We start from the raw sequence: 16803 nt of genomic DNA on the forward strand, positions 1-16803 counted from the left end.
GGTGTCTACAAAATGGCTGCACTTGGCAATACTGCGTTGAAAACGATCTCGAAATGCTCATTTACAGCACGTAAACTCCGCTTTCTCGATCGTTTTCGCCTTGTCTTGCCTTCGTTCGCCTATCTTGTAAACACCCTCTGACAAGCTGTTGAAAAACTACCTCGGCTGCTCCACCTGCAGTCGTCGCCTAGGTTTTTCAACGGCCTGCTGACGTTATTAACCACCCCTGTTGCGCTGCTCCAGCTCATCACCCAGCCGCCCCAGCGTCGGTCGAATGCCGGCGCGGTGCGCGGCGCGGGCAATGGCGTGAGCGGCCAGCGGTGCGCTGGCCAGCAGAATCAGCAGGCCGATAAAGGCCTCCAGGGCCAGCTCGCCACTGCTGGCCAGAGCCACTGCGCCAAGTAACAGGACGGCGCCGAGCACGCCGGCCTTGCTAGCGGCGTGCATGCGGCTGTAGCTGTCGGGCAGGCGCAGCACGCCAATCGCACCGAGCAGAGAGATCACCGCGCCGCTCAGCACCAGCAGCGAGGCTAGCCAGGCTTGTACTTCGTTCATGGGCGTTCCTCGCTTTTTTCCGGCATCTGGCTGTGGGCATCGTCGAACAGGAAGGCAAAGGCTGCCGTACCGAGAAACGACACCAGTGCCAGCAGCACCGCGACGTCGATGAACAGCGCCTCGCCGCGCATCAGACACAGCAGTGCCATGGCGGCGACCGCCAGCAGGGTGAGGGCGTCGATGGCCACCGCACGATCCGGGCGGCTCGGGCCGCGCAGCAGGCGATAGAGGCTGATCAAACCGCTCAGTACGAGCATGGCTGCAGCCAAGGGCAATACCCAGGCGGCGCCGGCCAGGTGCAGGGTCATGGCGTTACTCCTTCGGCTTTGCCGGCATCGAGCCAGGCCAACAGGCGGCGCTCCAGCTCGATGAGGGTTTCGGTCACGTCCTCACGGCGACGTGCATCGAGTGCGTGGATATAGAGCAGGCCTTGCTCCTCGTCATAATCCAGGGCCAGGGTGCCGGGGGTCAGGGTCAGCAGGGTACCGAGCAGGGTGACCTTGTCCACTTCGCGGCGGCTCACCGGGTAGGCAAGCACTGCTGGTTCCACGTCGACCCGGCGCGCCAGCACCAGAATGGCGACGTGGTAGGTCGCGAGAAATACCTGGGCGATGAACCACAGGCAGAAACTGACGCCATGTTCCAGGCTGCGTGCATAACGACCAAGGCGCTGGACGGCCAGCCCCAGCAGGCGAGCGATCAGGTACAACAGGGCGAAGGCCAGCAGGCCACCGCCCAGATGGCCGGCGCCGAGGCTCCATGACAGGCCAGCGCTGGCCAGCAAATGGATGGCAAACAGCATCAGATACCTCCTGCGCCGGTGAAGGGTTGCAGATAGGCTTGCGGGTCGGCGAGCTGCGAGGCGGCCGCCACGGCATAGTCGATCAGCGGGCCGGCGCCCAGGCCGATCAACACGGTCAGCAGCGCCAGGGCACTCATGCCCAGCCAGGCCGCGCGTATGCCGGTAACCGTTTGCAGCGCCTCTTCACCTCCTGGATGGGGCTTGAGAAAGGCTTCGTTCCAGATCTTGTTCATCGACAGCAGGGTGAACACGCCGGTCAGCAGGGCGATGCCCGCCGCCCACCAGGCAGCGGCATCCAGGCTTGCCTTGACCAGCAGGAACTTGGCCCAGAAACCGGACAGCGGCGGAATGCCCGCGAGCGACAGCGCCGGAATGGCGAACAGCAGTGCCAGCCAGGGCATGCGCTTATATAGCCCGCCCATGTCGGCCAGCCGCTCGGAGCCACAGATGCGCGCCGCCAGGCCGCCGATGAAGAACAGGTTGGCTTTCACCACGATATGGTGGATCAGGTAGAACACTGCGCCGGCCAGCGCCAGCGGGGTGGCCAGGGCGAGGCCGAGGATCATGTAGCCAACCTGGCTGACGATGTGGAACGACAGGATACGGCGCACCTCGGTCTGCGCCGCCGCACCCAGTACGCCCACCAGCATGGTGGCGCAGGCGACCCACAGCAGCAGTTGATGCGGCAGGCCATGCTCCGGCCAGAGCAGGGTCACCAGGCGAATCAGCGCGTACACGCCGACCTTGGTCAGGAGTCCTGCGAACATCGCCGAAACCGCCGTCAGGGCGACGTGATAGGTGGCCGGCAGCCAGCCGAATACCGGGAACAGCGCGGCCTTGATGGCGAACGACAGCAACATCAGCAGCAGCGCCGGCGTTACGCCAGGCGGTGCCTCACCGCTGCGCATGATCACCGCCAGTTCGCCCATGTTCAGTGTGCCGCTGGCGCCGTAGACCAGGCCGGCAGAGAGCAGGAAGATCAGCGTGGCGAACAGGTTCAGGGCCACGTAGGTCATGCTGCCGGCCAGCCGGCGGCTGCCACCGCCAAGCGCCATCAGAGCGAAGGAGGCGATCAGCAGCACTTCGAACCAGACGTACAGGTTGAAGATGTCGGCGGTGATGAAGGCGCCGCAGATACCGGTCAGCAGCCCCTGAATGAACAGGTGAAAGTCGCGACCGATCTTGCTGTCATTGTCCTTGGCCACGCCATAGAGCAGGGTGACTAGCGCCACCAGGGCGCTGATGGCGATCATCACCGCCGACAATCGGTCGATCACCAGGCTGATGCCGAACGGCGCCTCCCAATTGCCCACCTGACCGCTGAGCACCACGCCTTGCGCGGCCTGCCAGACCAGCACCAGGCCGACGGCCAGCAGCAGGGCGGCGCCGCTTAGGCTGAGCACACGCACGGCCAGCAGGTGGCGGCGCAGGATGATCGCCAGCAGCAGGCTGCACAGGGGGATGAGAATCGGTGCAACGAGTAACGCGTGATTCATCGGCGAGCCTCCGCGCCATGGGCGTCGTGTTCGTGCTCGCTGTCGTGCCAGTCCGGTGCCGGTTGCTCGGTGATCGAGCTGACCGAGTCGGTGGTCTTGTCGCCATGCAGTTCGCGGGTGCGCTTGAGCAGCGCCAGGGCGAAGATGAACAGGCTGAAACCGATGACGATGGCGGTCAGCACCAGCGCCTGCGGCAACGGGTTGGCGGTGCTGACTGCGTTGCCAGCCTCGACAAAGGCCGGGCGTTCGCCGAAGAAGCGCCCGGCGGTCAGCACCCCCAGGTTGATTGCATTACCCAGGACCACCACGCCCAATACGACGCGCTTGAGGTTGCGATCCAGGAGCATCCACAGGCCCAGACCCGCCAGGCCTCCGGTAGTGATTGCGGCTAGCCATTCCATTACTGGCGAACTCCCGTGAGCTTGTCGATCATGTGCAGGGCGGAGCCGAACACGGTGAGGAAAACGCCGATATCGAAGAGCAAGGGCGTACCCAGCGGCAGCCCGCCGGGGAAGGTCCAGAGACCGGTAAGAAAGGCGCTGCCCGCGATCAGGCCGAGAATGCCGGCGCCCGCCGCACAACCCAGGCCGATACCGATCAACTGCGCAGGCGCTACGGGCAGCACTCGGCGAATCTGCCCGTGGCCGTAGGTCAGCACCAGCAGGATCAGGCCGCAGGCCGCCACCAAACCGCCGATGAAACCACCGCCGGGCAGGTTGTGGCCGCGCCACAGCACCAGCAGCGAGGCGGCCATCATCAGCCAGGCCAGCGGTCGCAGACCTTGGCGCAGCAGGGGCGAGGTGAAGGCGTCTTCACCGCTATGCTCGTTACCGAAGCGCCGGCCGGTGCCCAGCAGGCTGGCTGCAGCCAGGGCGGAGAGGGCGACCACGAGGATCTCGCCGAGGGTATCGAAGGCGCGGAAGTCCACCAGGATCACATTGACCACGTTGTGCCCGTGGCCACCCGGCAAGCTGTTGGCCTGATACCACTGCGCAATTTCACCCGGCAGTGGCAGGCTCACCGCCAGCAGCAGGGTGCCGGTCACGCTGAGGCCGAAGAGGATCGCCACGCTGGCATGCAGGCGTCGCTTCCACGGCGCGCGTGCGCCGCTGGTAGGAACCGTGGGCATCTTGCGAAACACCAGGGCGAGGAAGATCAGACTGAGGGTTTCCACCATCAGCTGAGTCATCGCCACGTCCGGTGCATTGACTGAGACGAACACCAGCGCCAGGCCCAGGCCGCAGGCGCCCAGTGCTGCCAGCAAGGTCAGGCGGCCAGGCAGGAACGCCGCAGCCACACCGCCGGCCAGTGCCAACAGGCAGCCGGCCAGGCCCAGCGGCGAGATGGGGCTGTAGCTGCCCTGCAGCAGTTGCGGCAGCGCCGGCAACAAGCCGACCGCCAAGAGGCCACCGACCGCCAGGGCCAGCAGCACCAGATGCTGACGCAAGGAGCCGTGCTGGAAACGGGCGGCAAGCAGACCGGCGAAGTGGAATACGCGTTTGAGCAAACGATCCCAGAGCAGGTCGCCACTGACGTTCCAGGCCGCGTTGGCACGATCAAGCGCCTGCCGTACGCGGTCGCGCATCACGTAGAACAGCACGCCCAGCGATACGGTCAGCAAGCTGGCCACAAGCGCTGGGGTGATGCCGCCCCACAGATACAGGTGCACATCCACCGGGCCGCGCGCCACGGCTTGCACCGCGTTGTTCACCAGCCAGGTCTCCGGCCAGGCATTCCAAGCGCCGAGGAGGAAACCGCCGATGGCCAGCAGCATCGGCCCCAGCCACATCGGCAAGCCGACTTCGTGCGGCGTGCGCGGATAGTCGCCACGCTTGCCGAGGAAGGTCTGCAGGAAGACCAGGCCGGCAGCGGCGAACAGCAGGGCGTTGGTAAGGATCATCACCAGCGTTACCGCCCAGCCGATATGACCCATCTCGATCAGCCCGGTGTACTTGAACTCCTTGGCGATGAAGCCGAAGAACGGCGGCAGGCCGGCATTGGAGAATGCCGCCAGGGCTACTGCCGCGCCAGTCAACGGCATGAAACGAATCAACCCCCCCAGACGCGCCAGCTCGCGGGTGCCGGTGGCGTGGTCGATGGCGCCGACTGCCATGAACAGCGCACCTTTATAGAGAGAATGCGCCACCAGATAGAGCACAAACGCCTGCAGGCCATAGCTGGTGTTGGTGCCGATCAGCATGGTCAGCTGGCCCAGCACGGTCACCGTGGTGTACGCCAGCAGGCGCTTGAGGTCGGTCTGGCGGAAGGCCAAGAATGCGCCGAGCACCGCAGTGGCTGCGCCGAAGGTAATCAGCAGGGTACCCCAGCCGACGGAGCCGCCGAGCACCGGGTTGAGACGGGCCAGCAGGTAGATGCCGGCTTTTACCATGGTCGCCGAATGCAGATAGGCCGACACCGGAGTCGGTGCGTTCATCGCATTGGGCAGCCACAGATGGAAAGGCACCTGCGCCGATTTGGTGAAGCAGCCCAGCAGCACCAGGGCAATGATCGCCGGCAGTAGCACATGGCCTTCGATCTGCTCGGCGCTGAGATCGGAGAACTGCCAGTTGCCCGTCGCGCCACCGAGCAGGATCAGTCCCGCCAGCAGCGCCAGGCCACCGCCGCCGGTGATCAGCAGCGCCTGCAACGCCGCACGGCGCGATACCGCTTTGTCGTGTTGAAAACTGATCAGCAGGAAGGAGGCGATACTGGTCAGCTCCCAGAACACGAACATCGCTACCAGGTCGTCGGCCAGCACCAGGCCGAGCATCGCCAACATGAACACCAGCAAGTAAGCGTGAAAGCGACCCAGGTGGGCGTGGCTGGACAGATAACTGCCGGCGTACGGCACGATCAGGCTGCCGATGCCGCTGATCAGCAGGGCAAAAACCAGCGAGAGACCGTCCAGGCGCAGGCTCAGGTTGATACCCAGTGCCGGAATCCAGCTCAGGCTTTGCATCACGGCGCCGCCGCCGGCGATCAGCGGAATCTGTTGAACGAACCAGACGAAGGCCGTCAGCGGCGCCAGCATCAGCAGCCAACCTGTGCGAGCACCCAACAGGCGCGTCAGGCCGGGTGCCATGATGGCAGCCAGGGCGATCAGGGACAGTAGGTAGAGCACTCGCTTCTCCTGTGCCGAGCGTCGAATCCAAGGCGGCCTGACGACTGCGTACGCACCGTAGCTGCGCTATTCAGGGCGTATTGGTCATATCAGGCCGCATTTGTTTCATCATAGGAAAAACCAATCGAAGATCGCTATTTTATGAAGTTTCAGAACATTGCATGATAGGCGGCTGCCATCATTGGCAGTATTGAGATAAGCAGTGAAACAGGAGAACAGCGTGCAGATTCAGGGCTATTTCGACTTGCGCTTCGAAGCGGTGAGGGACGCATTCGCCGCACTGTTCGATGATGCGCAGGAGCGGGGCGCGGCCCTGTGCGTGAAAGTCGGCGGGGAAACCGTGGTCGACCTGTGGGCCGGTGTGATGGACAAGGACGGCCAGCAGGCCTGGCACAGCGACACCATCGCCAATCTGTTCTCCTGCACCAAGCCCTTCGCTGCTGTCGTGGCCCTGCAACTGGTGGGCGAGGGCAAGCTCGACCTGGATGCGCCGGTGGCGCGCTACTGGCCGGAGTTCGCTGCAGCCGGCAAACAGCGCATCAGCGTGCGTCATCTGCTCTGTCATCAGGCCGGCTTGCCGGCGTTGCGTCAGGCGTTGCCCGCCGAGGCGCTGTACGACTGGCAGACCATGACCAGCTCGCTGGCAGCTGAAGAGCCCTGGTGGCCGCTGGGTGAGGGTCATGGCTATGCGCCCATTACCTATGGCTGGCTGATTGGCGAGCTGATTCGCCGTGTGGAAGGCCGTGGCCCGGGCGAGAGCATCGCCGCACGCATCGCCAAGCCACTGGAGCTGGATTTCCATGTCGGCCTGGCTGACAGCGAGTTCGATCGCGTCGCCCATATTGCGCGCGGCAAGGGCAACCTCGGCGACGCCGCCGCGCAGCGCCTGCTCAAGGTGATGATGAGTGACGCCAACGCCATGAGCACGCGCTCGTTCACCAACCCGCCGTCGATCATGACCAGCACCAACAAGCCCGAATGGCGGCGTATGCAGCAACCGGCAGCCAATGGTCATGGCAACGCGCGCAGCCTGGCGGGCTTTTATGCCGGTCTGCTCGACGGCAGCCTGCTCGATGCTGACCTGCTGGGCGAAATGACCCGCGAGCACAGCGTCGGTGACGACAAGACCCTGCTGACTCGCACGCGTTTCGGCCTGGGTTGCATGCTCGATCAGGCCGATGTGGCCAACGCCACCTATGGTATGGGGGCAAAAGCCTTCGGCCATCCCGGCGCTGGTGGCTCCAGTGGTTTTGCCGACCCTGAGCGAGACCTAGCATTCGGTTTCGTCACCAACAATCTAGGACCGTTCGTCTTGATGGACCCCCGCGCGCAGAAACTTGCGCGACAGATTGCGGACTGTATCTGATTGAAACGGCTAAACTTGCGCCAACCGTTCAGTACCAACCATAGCAGGCCGTTGAAAAACGTAGGCGAGGCAGCCAGTGCAAGGCAAAAACAGGCGAAAAAGCGCAGTTTACGAGCTGTAAATGAGCATTTTGAGCCTGTTTTTAACGCAGCAATGGCAACGCAGGTAGTTTTTCAACAGCCTGATAACGAACCGACCATTAGATTTGTGTGACCCCGGGGGCTACATGCGTGCCAACAAGATTTTTGCCTTTACCTGCTGCCTGCTGATTGCGGGCTGCGCCGGCTCGGAAAAGAAGGAAGTCGCCAAGCCGGCAGTGATGCCACCGCCTCAAGTTACCCGCGCCTGGCTCGACGAGTACGAGCCGAAACTGCGTGAAGCGGTCAAGGGCAGCCACTTCGAGTTCGAGCGCCGCGAAAATCTGCTGGTGGTCACCGCCCCGGTGCAGGGCTCGTTCAATCCGGATCGTCCGCACATGCTGCTACCGGTGAGCCTCGGCCCCATCACCCGTGTAGCCAAGTTGCTGGAAAGCGACGAAGACGTTGCCGTAGTCGTGCTCGGCCATGCCGACAGCAGCGGTGACGACGCCCAGAACCGCGACCTGAGCCAGCAGCGTGCGCGGGCCGTGACGTCCATCTTCCGCCTCAGCGGCCTCAAGCAGAACCGCCTGCAGGTCATGGGCCTGGGCTCCGATGCACCCCGTGCGGCCAACGACAGCGCGGCCGGTCGCGCACTCAACCGCCGCGTGGAGATTCTCCTGACTTCGCGTGACACCATGCAGGGCCTGATCGCCAAGTACAGCCAGCCGGCCAAGGCAGAGCTCAAGGATGCACCCAAGGTAGCTGCCGCAGATCAAGGAAAAGTGAGCAAGTCGGAGTAAGCTTGCGGGCATTTCCACCCTGCGCGGGCAAGCACTAGAAGCCAGACGGATTGGCTTCTGGCCTTGCCCTGAGGAATTGCCATGACCCAAACCCTGGCCGATATGCGCCGCGACTACACCCGCGACGGCCTGAGCGAAGCCCAGGCCCCGCTGGAACCCCTTGCCCTGTTTCGTCAGTGGTTCGATGACGCGGTCAAGACCGAGCAACTGCCGGTCGAACCCAACGCCATGACCCTGGCCACCGTCGACGAAGAGGGCCGCCCGCACTGCCGGGTACTGCTGCTCAAGGGCCTCGACGAGCGCGGCTTCACCTTCTTCAGCAACTACGACAGCGCCAAGGGCCGGCAACTGGCAGCACGCCCGTTCGCCGCCATGACCTTCTTCTGGCCCAGCCTGGAACGCCAGGTACGCATCGAAGGCCGTGTGGAGCGCGTGACCGCTGCCGAATCCGATGGCTATTACCAGGTGCGTCCCTTGGGCAGCCGTATCGGCGCCTGGGCCTCGCCACAGAGCAAGGTGATCCGCGACCGCGCCGAGCTGGAGAGCCTGCTGGCGGAAACCGAAAAGCGCTTCCAGGGCCAGACCCCGCACTGCCCACCGCACTGGGGCGGCTACCGCCTGCTACCGGAGCGCATCGAATTCTGGCAGGGCAGACCAAGCCGCCTGCATGACCGCCTCAACTACCGCTTCAAGGGTGACGCCTGGATTCGTGAGCGGTTGGCGCCCTAGGGGGCTTATGGTCGCAACATCCCGAGAGAAAGAGGGAAGCAACGAGCCTTGAGGGCTCGCTGTGGTTGAGCTGTGCTGCCGGCGGTTATAGCGTCGAGATGGTGCCGCCGTCGATACGGTGCTCGGAGCCGGAGACCGACGCGGCCCGCGGCGACGCGAGGAAGACGATCAGATCGGCCACCTCCTGAGGCGTGGCAGGCCTACCCAGCGGGAGGCCACCTATCGCCTCCATGACGATTCGTCTGCCGCCTTCGTAGTCGGTGCTCGCCTCTTCAGCCAAACGCTCGGCAAACCTTACGGACGCCTCGGTCTCTATCCATCCGGGCGCGACGCTCAGCACACGCACACCCTTGGGCGTCACTTCCCGTGCCAGGGACTTGCTGTAGGTGGTGAGCGCTGCCTTGGCGGCGGCGTAAGCGGTGGTGGACTCTGGCAGCGGCATCATGCGCTGGATCGAGCTCACATGGAGGATGACGCCCGAGCCCTGGGCCAGCATGGCCGGCAACAGGGCGCGGTCCAGGCGTACGGCCGGCATCAGGTTCAAGTTCAGCTCGGCCTGCCAGTGCTCATCACTGAGGGCGGCAAAGCCGCCGGGAGGCGAGCTCGAACCACCAACCGAGTTGATCACGATATCCACACCGCCCCAGCTATCCAGAACGGTCTGTGCGAGGTGCGCCACGCCTTGCGCCGTCGTCAGATCGGCACCGATGTAGGTGACGCCATCTACAGGTTGTACCGACACGTCGCGCGCCGATGTCGCCACTCGGGCGCCAGCCGCCACCAGGGTCTGCACCACTGCAGCGCCAAGGCCCATGGTGCCGCCGGTCACCACCGCACGCAGGCCATCGAGTCGAAGGTCGAAGTTCATGCTGTGATCTCCAACGATGCGATCAGGCCGCGTTCAAGATGGAAGCGGTACGAAAGAATGATCGGGCTGCCAGGGAAGTTGCCGGTGACCTTGGTGCTCACAAGCTGGAATTCGTCCTCTTGCTCGATGGCAAAGGGCACGCTGGTGGCGCTGTACTTGGCCGATGCCTCGGCCAGGAAGGCCTGGATGGCCTCGACGCCCGTGTAGGTATGACCGAAGTCGGTCATAACGGCTTGCGCCGTGAAGCAATGCGCCAACGCTTCGGGGTTGTGTTCTGCGGCAAAGTAAGCAGCGATAGGTTCGGGAAGGGTCAAGGTGGACATGCTGTCGGCTCCATAGGATCAGTGATAACCCTAGGATGAGTGCCGGACAGAGTTAAATGAATCACCTAGAATCAGCATTGGCTATGTAGGGAACGATGCATAATGCGCGGGTCAGAGTTTGCCGAGCTAAAGGCCTTCGTGGCTGTTGTCGAGCGTCAGAGCTTCGCCCGCGCGGCGGAGCATCTGGGCCTTTCTCCCTCGGCACTCAGCCAGACTATCCGGCAGCTCGAAGCGCGGCTTGGCGTACGCCTGCTCAATCGCACCACTCGCAGCGTCGCACCATCGGCCAATGGCGAGCTGCTCTACAAGCGTATCGCCCCCTTGTTTCAGGAAATGGCTGTTGCAGTCGCCGAAGCCAGCGAGGCGACAGGCCAGATAAGCGGCACGCTGCGCATCAACACGCCGGGGATCGCCGCCAGAACGCTCATCGCACCTCGGCTGGCACGATTCCACCAGGCCCACCCTGAGGTGCTGCTCGATATCGTGGTCGACGACGCCTTGGCCGATATCGTGCTCGGTCGTTTTGACGCGGGCATCCGTGTAGGTGGCCGGCTTGAGAAAGACATGGTGGCCGTTCGCCTCACCCCAGATCTGAACATGGTCGCCGTAGCGTCTCCGGATTATCTCGCACGTCGAGGCACGCCCCAGTCACCTGCCGAGTTGCAGGATCACGCCTGCATCAACTGGCGCTTGCAGATGGATGGCAGGCCCTATCGCTGGGAGTTCCAGGAGCGCGGGCAACTGCTGGAGATGACGGTAGATGGTCCCGTTGTTACCAATCATCCTGACATCGGCATCGCTGCAGCCCTGCAGGGGCTCGGCATTGCCTACCATTTCGAAAGAGAAAGCGTGGGCGAGCTCCTCGCTCAAGGGCGGCTGGTTCAGGTCCTCGCTGACTGGTCGATCTCGCGCCCAGGCTTGTTTCTTTATTACCCGAACAGGCAATACCGACCAGCCGCGTTAGGTGCGTTCATAGACTGTCTATTGGATAGAAACCTGTTTGATCGACCCTGCCCCGAAAAATATCGTCGATAAGGACGAAGCAAGGGCTAGTGGGACATATGACCTCAAGCACATGGAGCCAACGGCTGGCGCGACAGTAGTTTTGAGCGCCTGTTTTTACTGTCGAGATCATTCATGCGGCTGGGCCTGATTTCTGGTCATAGACTGTTTTTTTGGCCAGAAGCCGCCCTCCACAAGTCTCCCCTTATCGCCTGCCCACCACCTACCGCTGAGCACGCCATTCGCCAATAAGGCTGTACGAAACGAGCACATAAGATACCCTTGCGCCACGAACCAACCAGGACGCTGCGAACCGAACGATGGGTTTTGAACAATTAGCCGAGCTACGTGACCGCCTGCGCGCCGAGAAGCAGCAGGTACAGCAGGTAAAGACCGAAAGCGCGAAGCCGCAAAAACGCAAGCAGCCGCCCAAAGGCAAGCCGCGCGAGCAGGATCCTACCGTCGAGGCGATCTGGAGGTTGCAGAAGCACTTCCCCTTGGCCTTCCCGGTCAATCCGGCGCCCAAGGTGCCGTTGAAAGAGGGCATTCTCAAGGACGCCGAGCAGCATCTGCAGTTGCTCGGCATCACCGCTGAGCAGCTCAAGGCGGGTATTGCCGCCTGGTGCCGCGGCGGTCGCTACTGGGCTGCCATGACGGAAAATGCACCGCGTCTGGATCTGCAAGGCCAGCCCGTTGGCGTGGTGACTGCGGCGCAAGCGCTGCATGCCAAGCAGCAGGCCAGGCGGCACCGTGCTGAAGCTCGGCGCAATCAGGCCAAGGCTAAAGCTCCAGCGGACGACAAGGCCGCCGATAGCGCCGTAGCGCCTGCTGCGGAGTAAATGCTGGCTACCTGAAGGTTTCGTCGGCGCTGCGAGGGATACTTCGTGAGGCGCCGCTGACACGCCTACAATAGCGGCCTCATTCGCGAGGCCGTTTCTCATGCTCGAACTCGACTCCACCCTGGCGCAGCATATAGTCGACCGCGCCATGGCCATCCTGCCGCACAACATCAACGTGATGGATGCCCAGGGCATGATCATCGGCAGCGGCGACCCCAGCCGCCTGCACACCCGTCATGAAGGTGCACAGCTGGTGCTGGCCAACCGACGCGTGGTGGAGATCGATGCGCAGGCGGCGGCCTGCCTGCGGGGCGTCAAACCCGGTGTCAACCTGCCTTTGCTGCATGCCGAACGCCTGATTGGCGTGCTCGGTATCACCGGTGACCCCGAGATCGTGCGGCCATATGCCGAGCTGGTGCGTATGGCTGCGGAGATGCTGGTCGAGCATCGCGTGTTGCAGGCTGAGCGGCATTGGCAGCGGCATCAGCAGGAGGCCTGGTTGCGACAGCTGCTCGACCCCATGCTGCGCCTGTCCAGTCTCGAGGTCGATGCCGAACGCCTGGGCCTGCAAATGACTTGGCCGCGACAGATGTGCCTGCTGCAACTCGATGGAGAGGGCGATCCGCTGCCGCGTCAGGCTCGTCTGCTCGCCGCACTGGGGGGCAAGAGTGAACATCTGGTAGCGCCGCTCGGGCGTCATGAGCTGCTCTGGTGTCGGCCTTACAGCACCACGCGCGATGATCGCGCCTGGCTGCAGCAGGCTGACGAGCGCGAGTGGGGCGTGAGTTCGCTGGCGCTCAGCGATCCGCTGCATGATCTGACCGAGCTGCGCCAGGCCAGCCTGGTCCTGCGCGATCTTCAGGCCTACGGCCAGGCGCGCTTTCCTGGTCGTCGTCTGCTGCGTCTGGACGAATTGCGTCTGCCGACGCTGCTCTATGCCCAGCGCCACAGCTGGTTGCTGCAGGGCTGGCTGGCCCCGTTGCGTCAGGTGCTGACGCAGGACCCACAGGGCACGCTGAGGGCGACGCTGGAAGCCTGGTGCGCGCATGACGGTCAGGTGCAAACCTGTGCGCAGGAGTTGGGCATTCATCGCAATACGTTGCGCTATCGCCTGGAGCGCATCGCCGAACTCAGTGGCCTGGACCTCAATCGGCTGGATCAACGCCTGCAGCTATCCTTGGGGCTGGGCTTGCTGGAACCCGCCGCGAAGGATCTTTGAACGCTCGGTAATCCGCTCCCGCTGGTAAAGACGGGCAGATGGCTTTGTGCGATTGCACAGCCTCTTGCGCGTGGCTGCGGCTGTTTTAGTGCCAGCGCACAGGGCGAGGCTGGGGGTGGCTGAGCCACAATGTGGCGCCTCTCGGCATTCCCATCCGGGCCCTGCGCCCGCCATAACAACAATGAGGAGACTGGTCATGGGCCTGGTCCTGATTCTGGTGGCACTGATCGCGTTCATCGTGCTGTCCACTACCCGTTTGAAATTGCACCCTTTCCTGGCGTTGTTGGCCGCTGCACTGATCGCCGGCTTCGCCTACCAGCTGCCCGGCGGCGAAATCATCAAGACCATGACGGCCGGCTTTGGCGGCATTCTCGGTTATATCGGTATCGTCATCGTTCTCGGCACCATCATCGGCGTGATCCTCGAGCGTAGCGGTGCCGCCATCACCATGGCCGAGACGGTGATTCGTCTGCTGGGTCAGCGTTTCCCCACCCTGACCATGTCGATCATCGGCTATCTGGTATCGATTCCGGTGTTCTGCGACTCCGGTTACGTCATTCTCAACTCGCTGAAGAATGCCCTGGCCGCGCGCATGAAGGTGTCCGTGGTGGCCATGAGCGTGGCTCTGGCGACCGGCCTGTACGCCACTCACACCTTCGTGCCGCCAACCCCCGGTCCGATCGCTGCGGCCGGCAACCTGGGCCTGGAAACGTCCCTGGGCCTGGTTATTCTGGTCGGTCTGCTGGTCGCAGCGGTCACCGCCGTTGCCGGTATGCTGTGGGCCAACCGGTTCCTCAAGCAGAACGACCACGAATTGCTGGAAGAGGCGCCGAGCGAACTGCTCGCCGATAGCGTCGATTTCGATGCACTGCGTGCCCGCTATGGCAAGCTGCCCAGCGCCTGGCAGGCGTTCGCGCCAATCTTCGTGCCCATCATCCTGATCTGCCTGGGCTCGGTCGCTGCTTTCCCGAGCAAGCCCTTCGGTACTGGCGCTTTCTTCGACGTGCTCAGCTTCCTCGGTCAGCCGGTTGCCGCGCTGCTGGTAGGCCTGGTGCTGGCTTGCTCGCTGCTTAAGGGCGAAGGCAAGCGTCAGCAGTTCCATGATCATGTGGCTCACGGCCTGAAAGAGGCGGCGCCGATTCTGTTGATCACCGGTGCCGGTGGCGCCTTCGGTGCCATTCTCAAGGCTACCGCGCTGACCGGTTATCTGGGCGACACCCTGTCGGCGCTGGGTATCGGCCTGTTCATGCCGTTCCTGGTGGCTGCTGCGCTGAAGAGTGCTCAGGGTTCTTCTACTGTTGCCCTGGTTACCACCTCGGCGATGGTTGCGCCGCTGCTGGGCAATCTGGGGCTCGACAGCGAGATGGGCCGCGTGTTGACCGTGATGGCCATTGGTGCGGGTGCGATGACCGTTTCTCACGCCAACGACAGCTTCTTCTGGGTCGTGACCCAGTTCAGCCGCATGAAAGTGGCGACCGCTTACCGTGCCCAGACCATGGCGACCCTGATCCAGGGTATTGCCGGTATGGCCGCTGTCTGGCTGCTGAGCCTGGTTTTGCTGTAATCCTGCTTTACCGGCAGGCGGCTATGGTCGCCTGCCTCCTTTCGAGGTACCTACCATGAAAATCGTCATTGCTCCTGATTCCTTCAAGGAGAGCCTCAGCGCACCCGACGTGGCCGCTGCCATCGCCCGCGGTTGGCAGCAGGTGTTTCCCGAGGCCGAGTGTTTGCTGCGGCCAATGGCCGATGGCGGCGAGGGTACGGTCGATGCTTTGCTGGCCGCCGTGGGTGGCGAGCGCCGTGAGCGTGAGGTGCGTGGCCCCATGGGTGAGCCGGTCAAGGCGCATTGGGGCTGGCTGGGGCAGGGTACGGCGGTCATCGAGATGGCGGCTGCCAGCGGCCTGCACTGGGTGCCGCGTGAACAGCGCGATGCTCGTCTGGCCAGCAGCTTCGGCACTGGCGAGCTGATCCGTGAGGCGCTGGATGCCGGTGCTACGCGAATCATCCTGGGGCTGGGCGGCAGTGCTACCAATGACGCCGGTGTTGGCCTGTTACAGGCGCTGGGGATGCGTTTTCTCGATGCCCAGGGGCGGGAGCTGGCGCCGGGCGGTGCGGCTTTGGCCGGTCTCGACCAGCTTGATCTGAGCGGGCTCGACGCACGTTTGCTCAAGGTGCAGATCGAGGTCGCCGCCGATGTCGACAATCCCTTGTGCGGGCCACGCGGCGCATCTGCGGTGTTCGGTCCGCAGAAGGGCGCGACGCCTGAGCATGTCGCGGAGCTGGATACGGCACTCGGCCGCTTTGCCCGTATCGCAGCGGCGACGCTGGGCGAGGATCATGCCGAGTTTCCCGGTGTGGGCGCGGCGGGTGGTCTCGGTTTCGCTGCTCGTGCCTTCCTCAAAGCCAGTTTCCGCCCCGGTATCGCGCTGGTGGCCGAATTGTCCGGTCTCGCCGCGGCGGTGGAGAACGCGGATCTGGTGATTACCGGGGAAGGGCGCATGGATGCCCAGACCCTGCACGGCAAGACACCGGTCGGCGTAGCGCGCGTGGCGCGTGCGGCCGGGGTGCCGGTCATCGCCTTGTCCGGTAGCCTGGGCGACAACTATCAAGCGCTGTACGAGGCGGGTATCGAAGCTGCATTCAGCCTGGCGCCGGGCCCGTTGTCCCTGGAGCAGGCGATGGCCGGTGCGGCGGCTGAGTTGCAGGCGCGTACCGCGGATATCGCCCGGCTCTGGCGCCTTGCTCGCTCCTGATAGAGCGAACCTGGCTGAACTTGGTCTGTCTGAAATTACTATTGTTCAGGCTCCGCCGTGACAGTTACGCTCGCCCGGCGTCTAATGGATTGAGATACCTCTGGAGGAATTGCTATGCGTAAACCCACTCTGCTCATTACCTCGCTGGCCGCGATGCTGGCCCTCGGGGGCTGTCAGTCCAGCCTGACCGGCGATACCTACAGCCGCGATGAGGCCCGAGCGGTGCAAACAGTACGCATGGGCACCATCGAATCGCTGCGTCCGGTGAAGATCGAAGGGACCAAGACACCAATCGGTGCGGGTGCCGGTGCTGTGGTTGGTGGCATCGGTGGCAGTGGCCTCGGTGGTGGGCGCGGCAGTGCGGTCCTGGCTGTGGTCGGTGCCGTTGCCGGTGGTCTGTTGGGCGCCGCTGCTGAAGAAGGCCTGACCCGGACTCAGGGTGTTGAGATCACCGTGCGTGAGGACGACGGCACCATGCGCGCCTACGTCCAGGAAGTCGAGCCGAACCAGGTGTTCCGCGTCGGCGAGCGCGTGCGCATCATGACGGTCAACGGTACCAGTCGCGTTACCCACTGATCGTTACAAACCAGCCGGAGCAGCTTTGGTTGCTCCGGCTTTTTGTTGCCTGTCATCCCGGGCGACAACTTGTCGGGCTTGCGCAAAAGAAGCGCTCCCGGCAATTTTCTGTGGCCTCGCTATAGTGGTGGTCGGCTGTCAGCAGCACCTCCAGCCGCCTGCATGTTACCAAGTGTGTTTAACGATAATTCAATGCATGACGTTGTCTTGATAGTTATGGATAATCGGCCGTTATGCTTGTGCCGACAACAACTTAGCTGAACCGTTGCGGTGC

At 63.5% G+C, this 16803-nt stretch carries 17 protein-coding genes; 9 read left to right on the plus strand and 8 right to left on the minus strand.

Annotated features, from left to right (window positions below):
• Positions 1-216 precede the first annotated feature (216 nt).
• Genes mnhG through mbhE form a run of 6 tightly spaced genes read right to left on the minus strand, consistent with a single transcriptional unit; the run spans position 217 to position 5974 of the window.
• Positions 217-555, minus strand: a complete 339-nt coding sequence (gene mnhG, locus BLT86_RS01425) for a monovalent cation/H(+) antiporter subunit G (RefSeq protein WP_017677811.1) — start codon at positions 553-555, stop codon at positions 217-219.
• Positions 552-863 carry a monovalent cation/H+ antiporter complex subunit F gene (locus BLT86_RS01430; RefSeq protein WP_017677810.1) on the minus strand — a complete coding sequence of 104 codons (312 nt, stop codon included), beginning with the start codon at positions 861-863 and terminating at the stop codon, positions 552-554. Before BLT86_RS01430 ends, mnhG begins: the two co-directional genes overlap by 4 nt.
• Positions 860-1357, minus strand: a complete 498-nt coding sequence (locus BLT86_RS01435; RefSeq protein WP_017677809.1) for a Na+/H+ antiporter subunit E — start codon at positions 1355-1357, stop codon at positions 860-862. The genes BLT86_RS01430 and BLT86_RS01435 overlap by 4 nt, the downstream gene beginning before the upstream one ends.
• Positions 1357-2853, minus strand: coding sequence for a proton-conducting transporter transmembrane domain-containing protein (locus BLT86_RS01440; RefSeq protein ID WP_017677808.1), 1497 nt, complete (start codon positions 2851-2853; stop codon positions 1357-1359). Before BLT86_RS01440 ends, BLT86_RS01435 begins: the two co-directional genes overlap by 1 nt.
• Positions 2850-3254 (minus strand): Na+/H+ antiporter subunit C, encoded by a 405-nt coding sequence (locus BLT86_RS01445; RefSeq protein ID WP_017677807.1) that lies wholly within the window; start codon positions 3252-3254, stop codon positions 2850-2852. Before BLT86_RS01445 ends, BLT86_RS01440 begins: the two co-directional genes overlap by 4 nt.
• Positions 3254-5974 (minus strand): hydrogen gas-evolving membrane-bound hydrogenase subunit E, encoded by a 2721-nt coding sequence (gene mbhE, locus BLT86_RS01450; RefSeq protein ID WP_017677806.1) that lies wholly within the window; start codon positions 5972-5974, stop codon positions 3254-3256. Before mbhE ends, BLT86_RS01445 begins: the two co-directional genes overlap by 1 nt.
• A gap of 220 nt (positions 5975-6194) precedes the next feature.
• Here mbhE and BLT86_RS01455 point away from each other — a divergent pair, with 220 nt between their 5' ends.
• From BLT86_RS01455 to pdxH, 3 genes are all read left to right on the plus strand, one after another.
• Entirely contained in the window at positions 6195-7340 is a 1146-nt protein-coding gene (locus BLT86_RS01455; protein WP_026088652.1) for an EstA family serine hydrolase, read from the plus strand.
• A 226-nt stretch (positions 7341-7566) separates the two neighbouring features.
• Complete coding sequence (locus tag BLT86_RS01460) at positions 7567-8220, plus strand: OmpA family protein (protein WP_004423819.1); 654 nt, start codon at positions 7567-7569, stop codon at positions 8218-8220.
• A gap of 81 nt (positions 8221-8301) precedes the next feature.
• Positions 8302-8949, plus strand: coding sequence for a pyridoxamine 5'-phosphate oxidase (pdxH, locus tag BLT86_RS01465; RefSeq protein ID WP_017677804.1), 648 nt, complete (start codon positions 8302-8304; stop codon positions 8947-8949).
• Positions 8950-9034: 85 nt separating this feature from the next.
• Here the strand turns inward: pdxH and BLT86_RS01470 are convergent, their stop codons facing one another.
• Positions 9035-9817 (minus strand): SDR family oxidoreductase, encoded by a 783-nt coding sequence (locus tag BLT86_RS01470; protein ID WP_017677803.1) that lies wholly within the window; start codon positions 9815-9817, stop codon positions 9035-9037.
• A complete protein-coding gene (locus tag BLT86_RS01475; RefSeq protein ID WP_017677802.1) occupies positions 9814-10140 on the minus strand; it encodes a nuclear transport factor 2 family protein in 327 nt (108 codons plus the stop codon). Before BLT86_RS01475 ends, BLT86_RS01470 begins: the two co-directional genes overlap by 4 nt.
• Before the next feature lie 102 nt (positions 10141-10242).
• Here BLT86_RS01475 and BLT86_RS01480 point away from each other — a divergent pair, with 102 nt between their 5' ends.
• The 6 genes from BLT86_RS01480 (at position 10243) to BLT86_RS01505 (ending at position 16529) form a co-directional block, all read left to right on the plus strand.
• Positions 10243-11175 carry a LysR family transcriptional regulator gene (locus tag BLT86_RS01480; protein ID WP_017677801.1) on the plus strand — a complete coding sequence of 311 codons (933 nt, stop codon included), beginning with the start codon at positions 10243-10245 and terminating at the stop codon, positions 11173-11175.
• Between the two features lie 287 nt (positions 11176-11462).
• Positions 11463-11981: a ProQ/FinO family protein gene (locus BLT86_RS01485; protein WP_017677800.1), complete on the plus strand. Its 519-nt coding sequence runs from the start codon at positions 11463-11465 to the stop codon at positions 11979-11981.
• Positions 11982-12081: 100 nt separating this feature from the next.
• A complete protein-coding gene (locus BLT86_RS01490; RefSeq protein ID WP_017677799.1) occupies positions 12082-13200 on the plus strand; it encodes a sugar diacid recognition domain-containing protein in 1119 nt (372 codons plus the stop codon).
• Positions 13201-13396: 196 nt separating this feature from the next.
• Entirely contained in the window at positions 13397-14764 is a 1368-nt protein-coding gene (locus tag BLT86_RS01495; protein WP_017677798.1) for a GntP family permease, read from the plus strand.
• 55 nt (positions 14765-14819) lie between these two features.
• Complete coding sequence (locus BLT86_RS01500) at positions 14820-15953, plus strand: glycerate kinase (RefSeq protein ID WP_017677797.1); 1134 nt, start codon at positions 14820-14822, stop codon at positions 15951-15953.
• Between the two features lie 114 nt (positions 15954-16067).
• Entirely contained in the window at positions 16068-16529 is a 462-nt protein-coding gene (locus BLT86_RS01505) for an outer membrane lipoprotein (RefSeq protein WP_017677796.1), read from the plus strand.
• The last annotated feature ends 274 nt before the right edge of the window (positions 16530-16803 follow it).

The organism is Pseudomonas sihuiensis (genome assembly GCF_900106015.1).
In the GTDB taxonomy this organism is placed as follows: domain Bacteria; phylum Pseudomonadota; class Gammaproteobacteria; order Pseudomonadales; family Pseudomonadaceae; genus Aquipseudomonas; species Aquipseudomonas sihuiensis.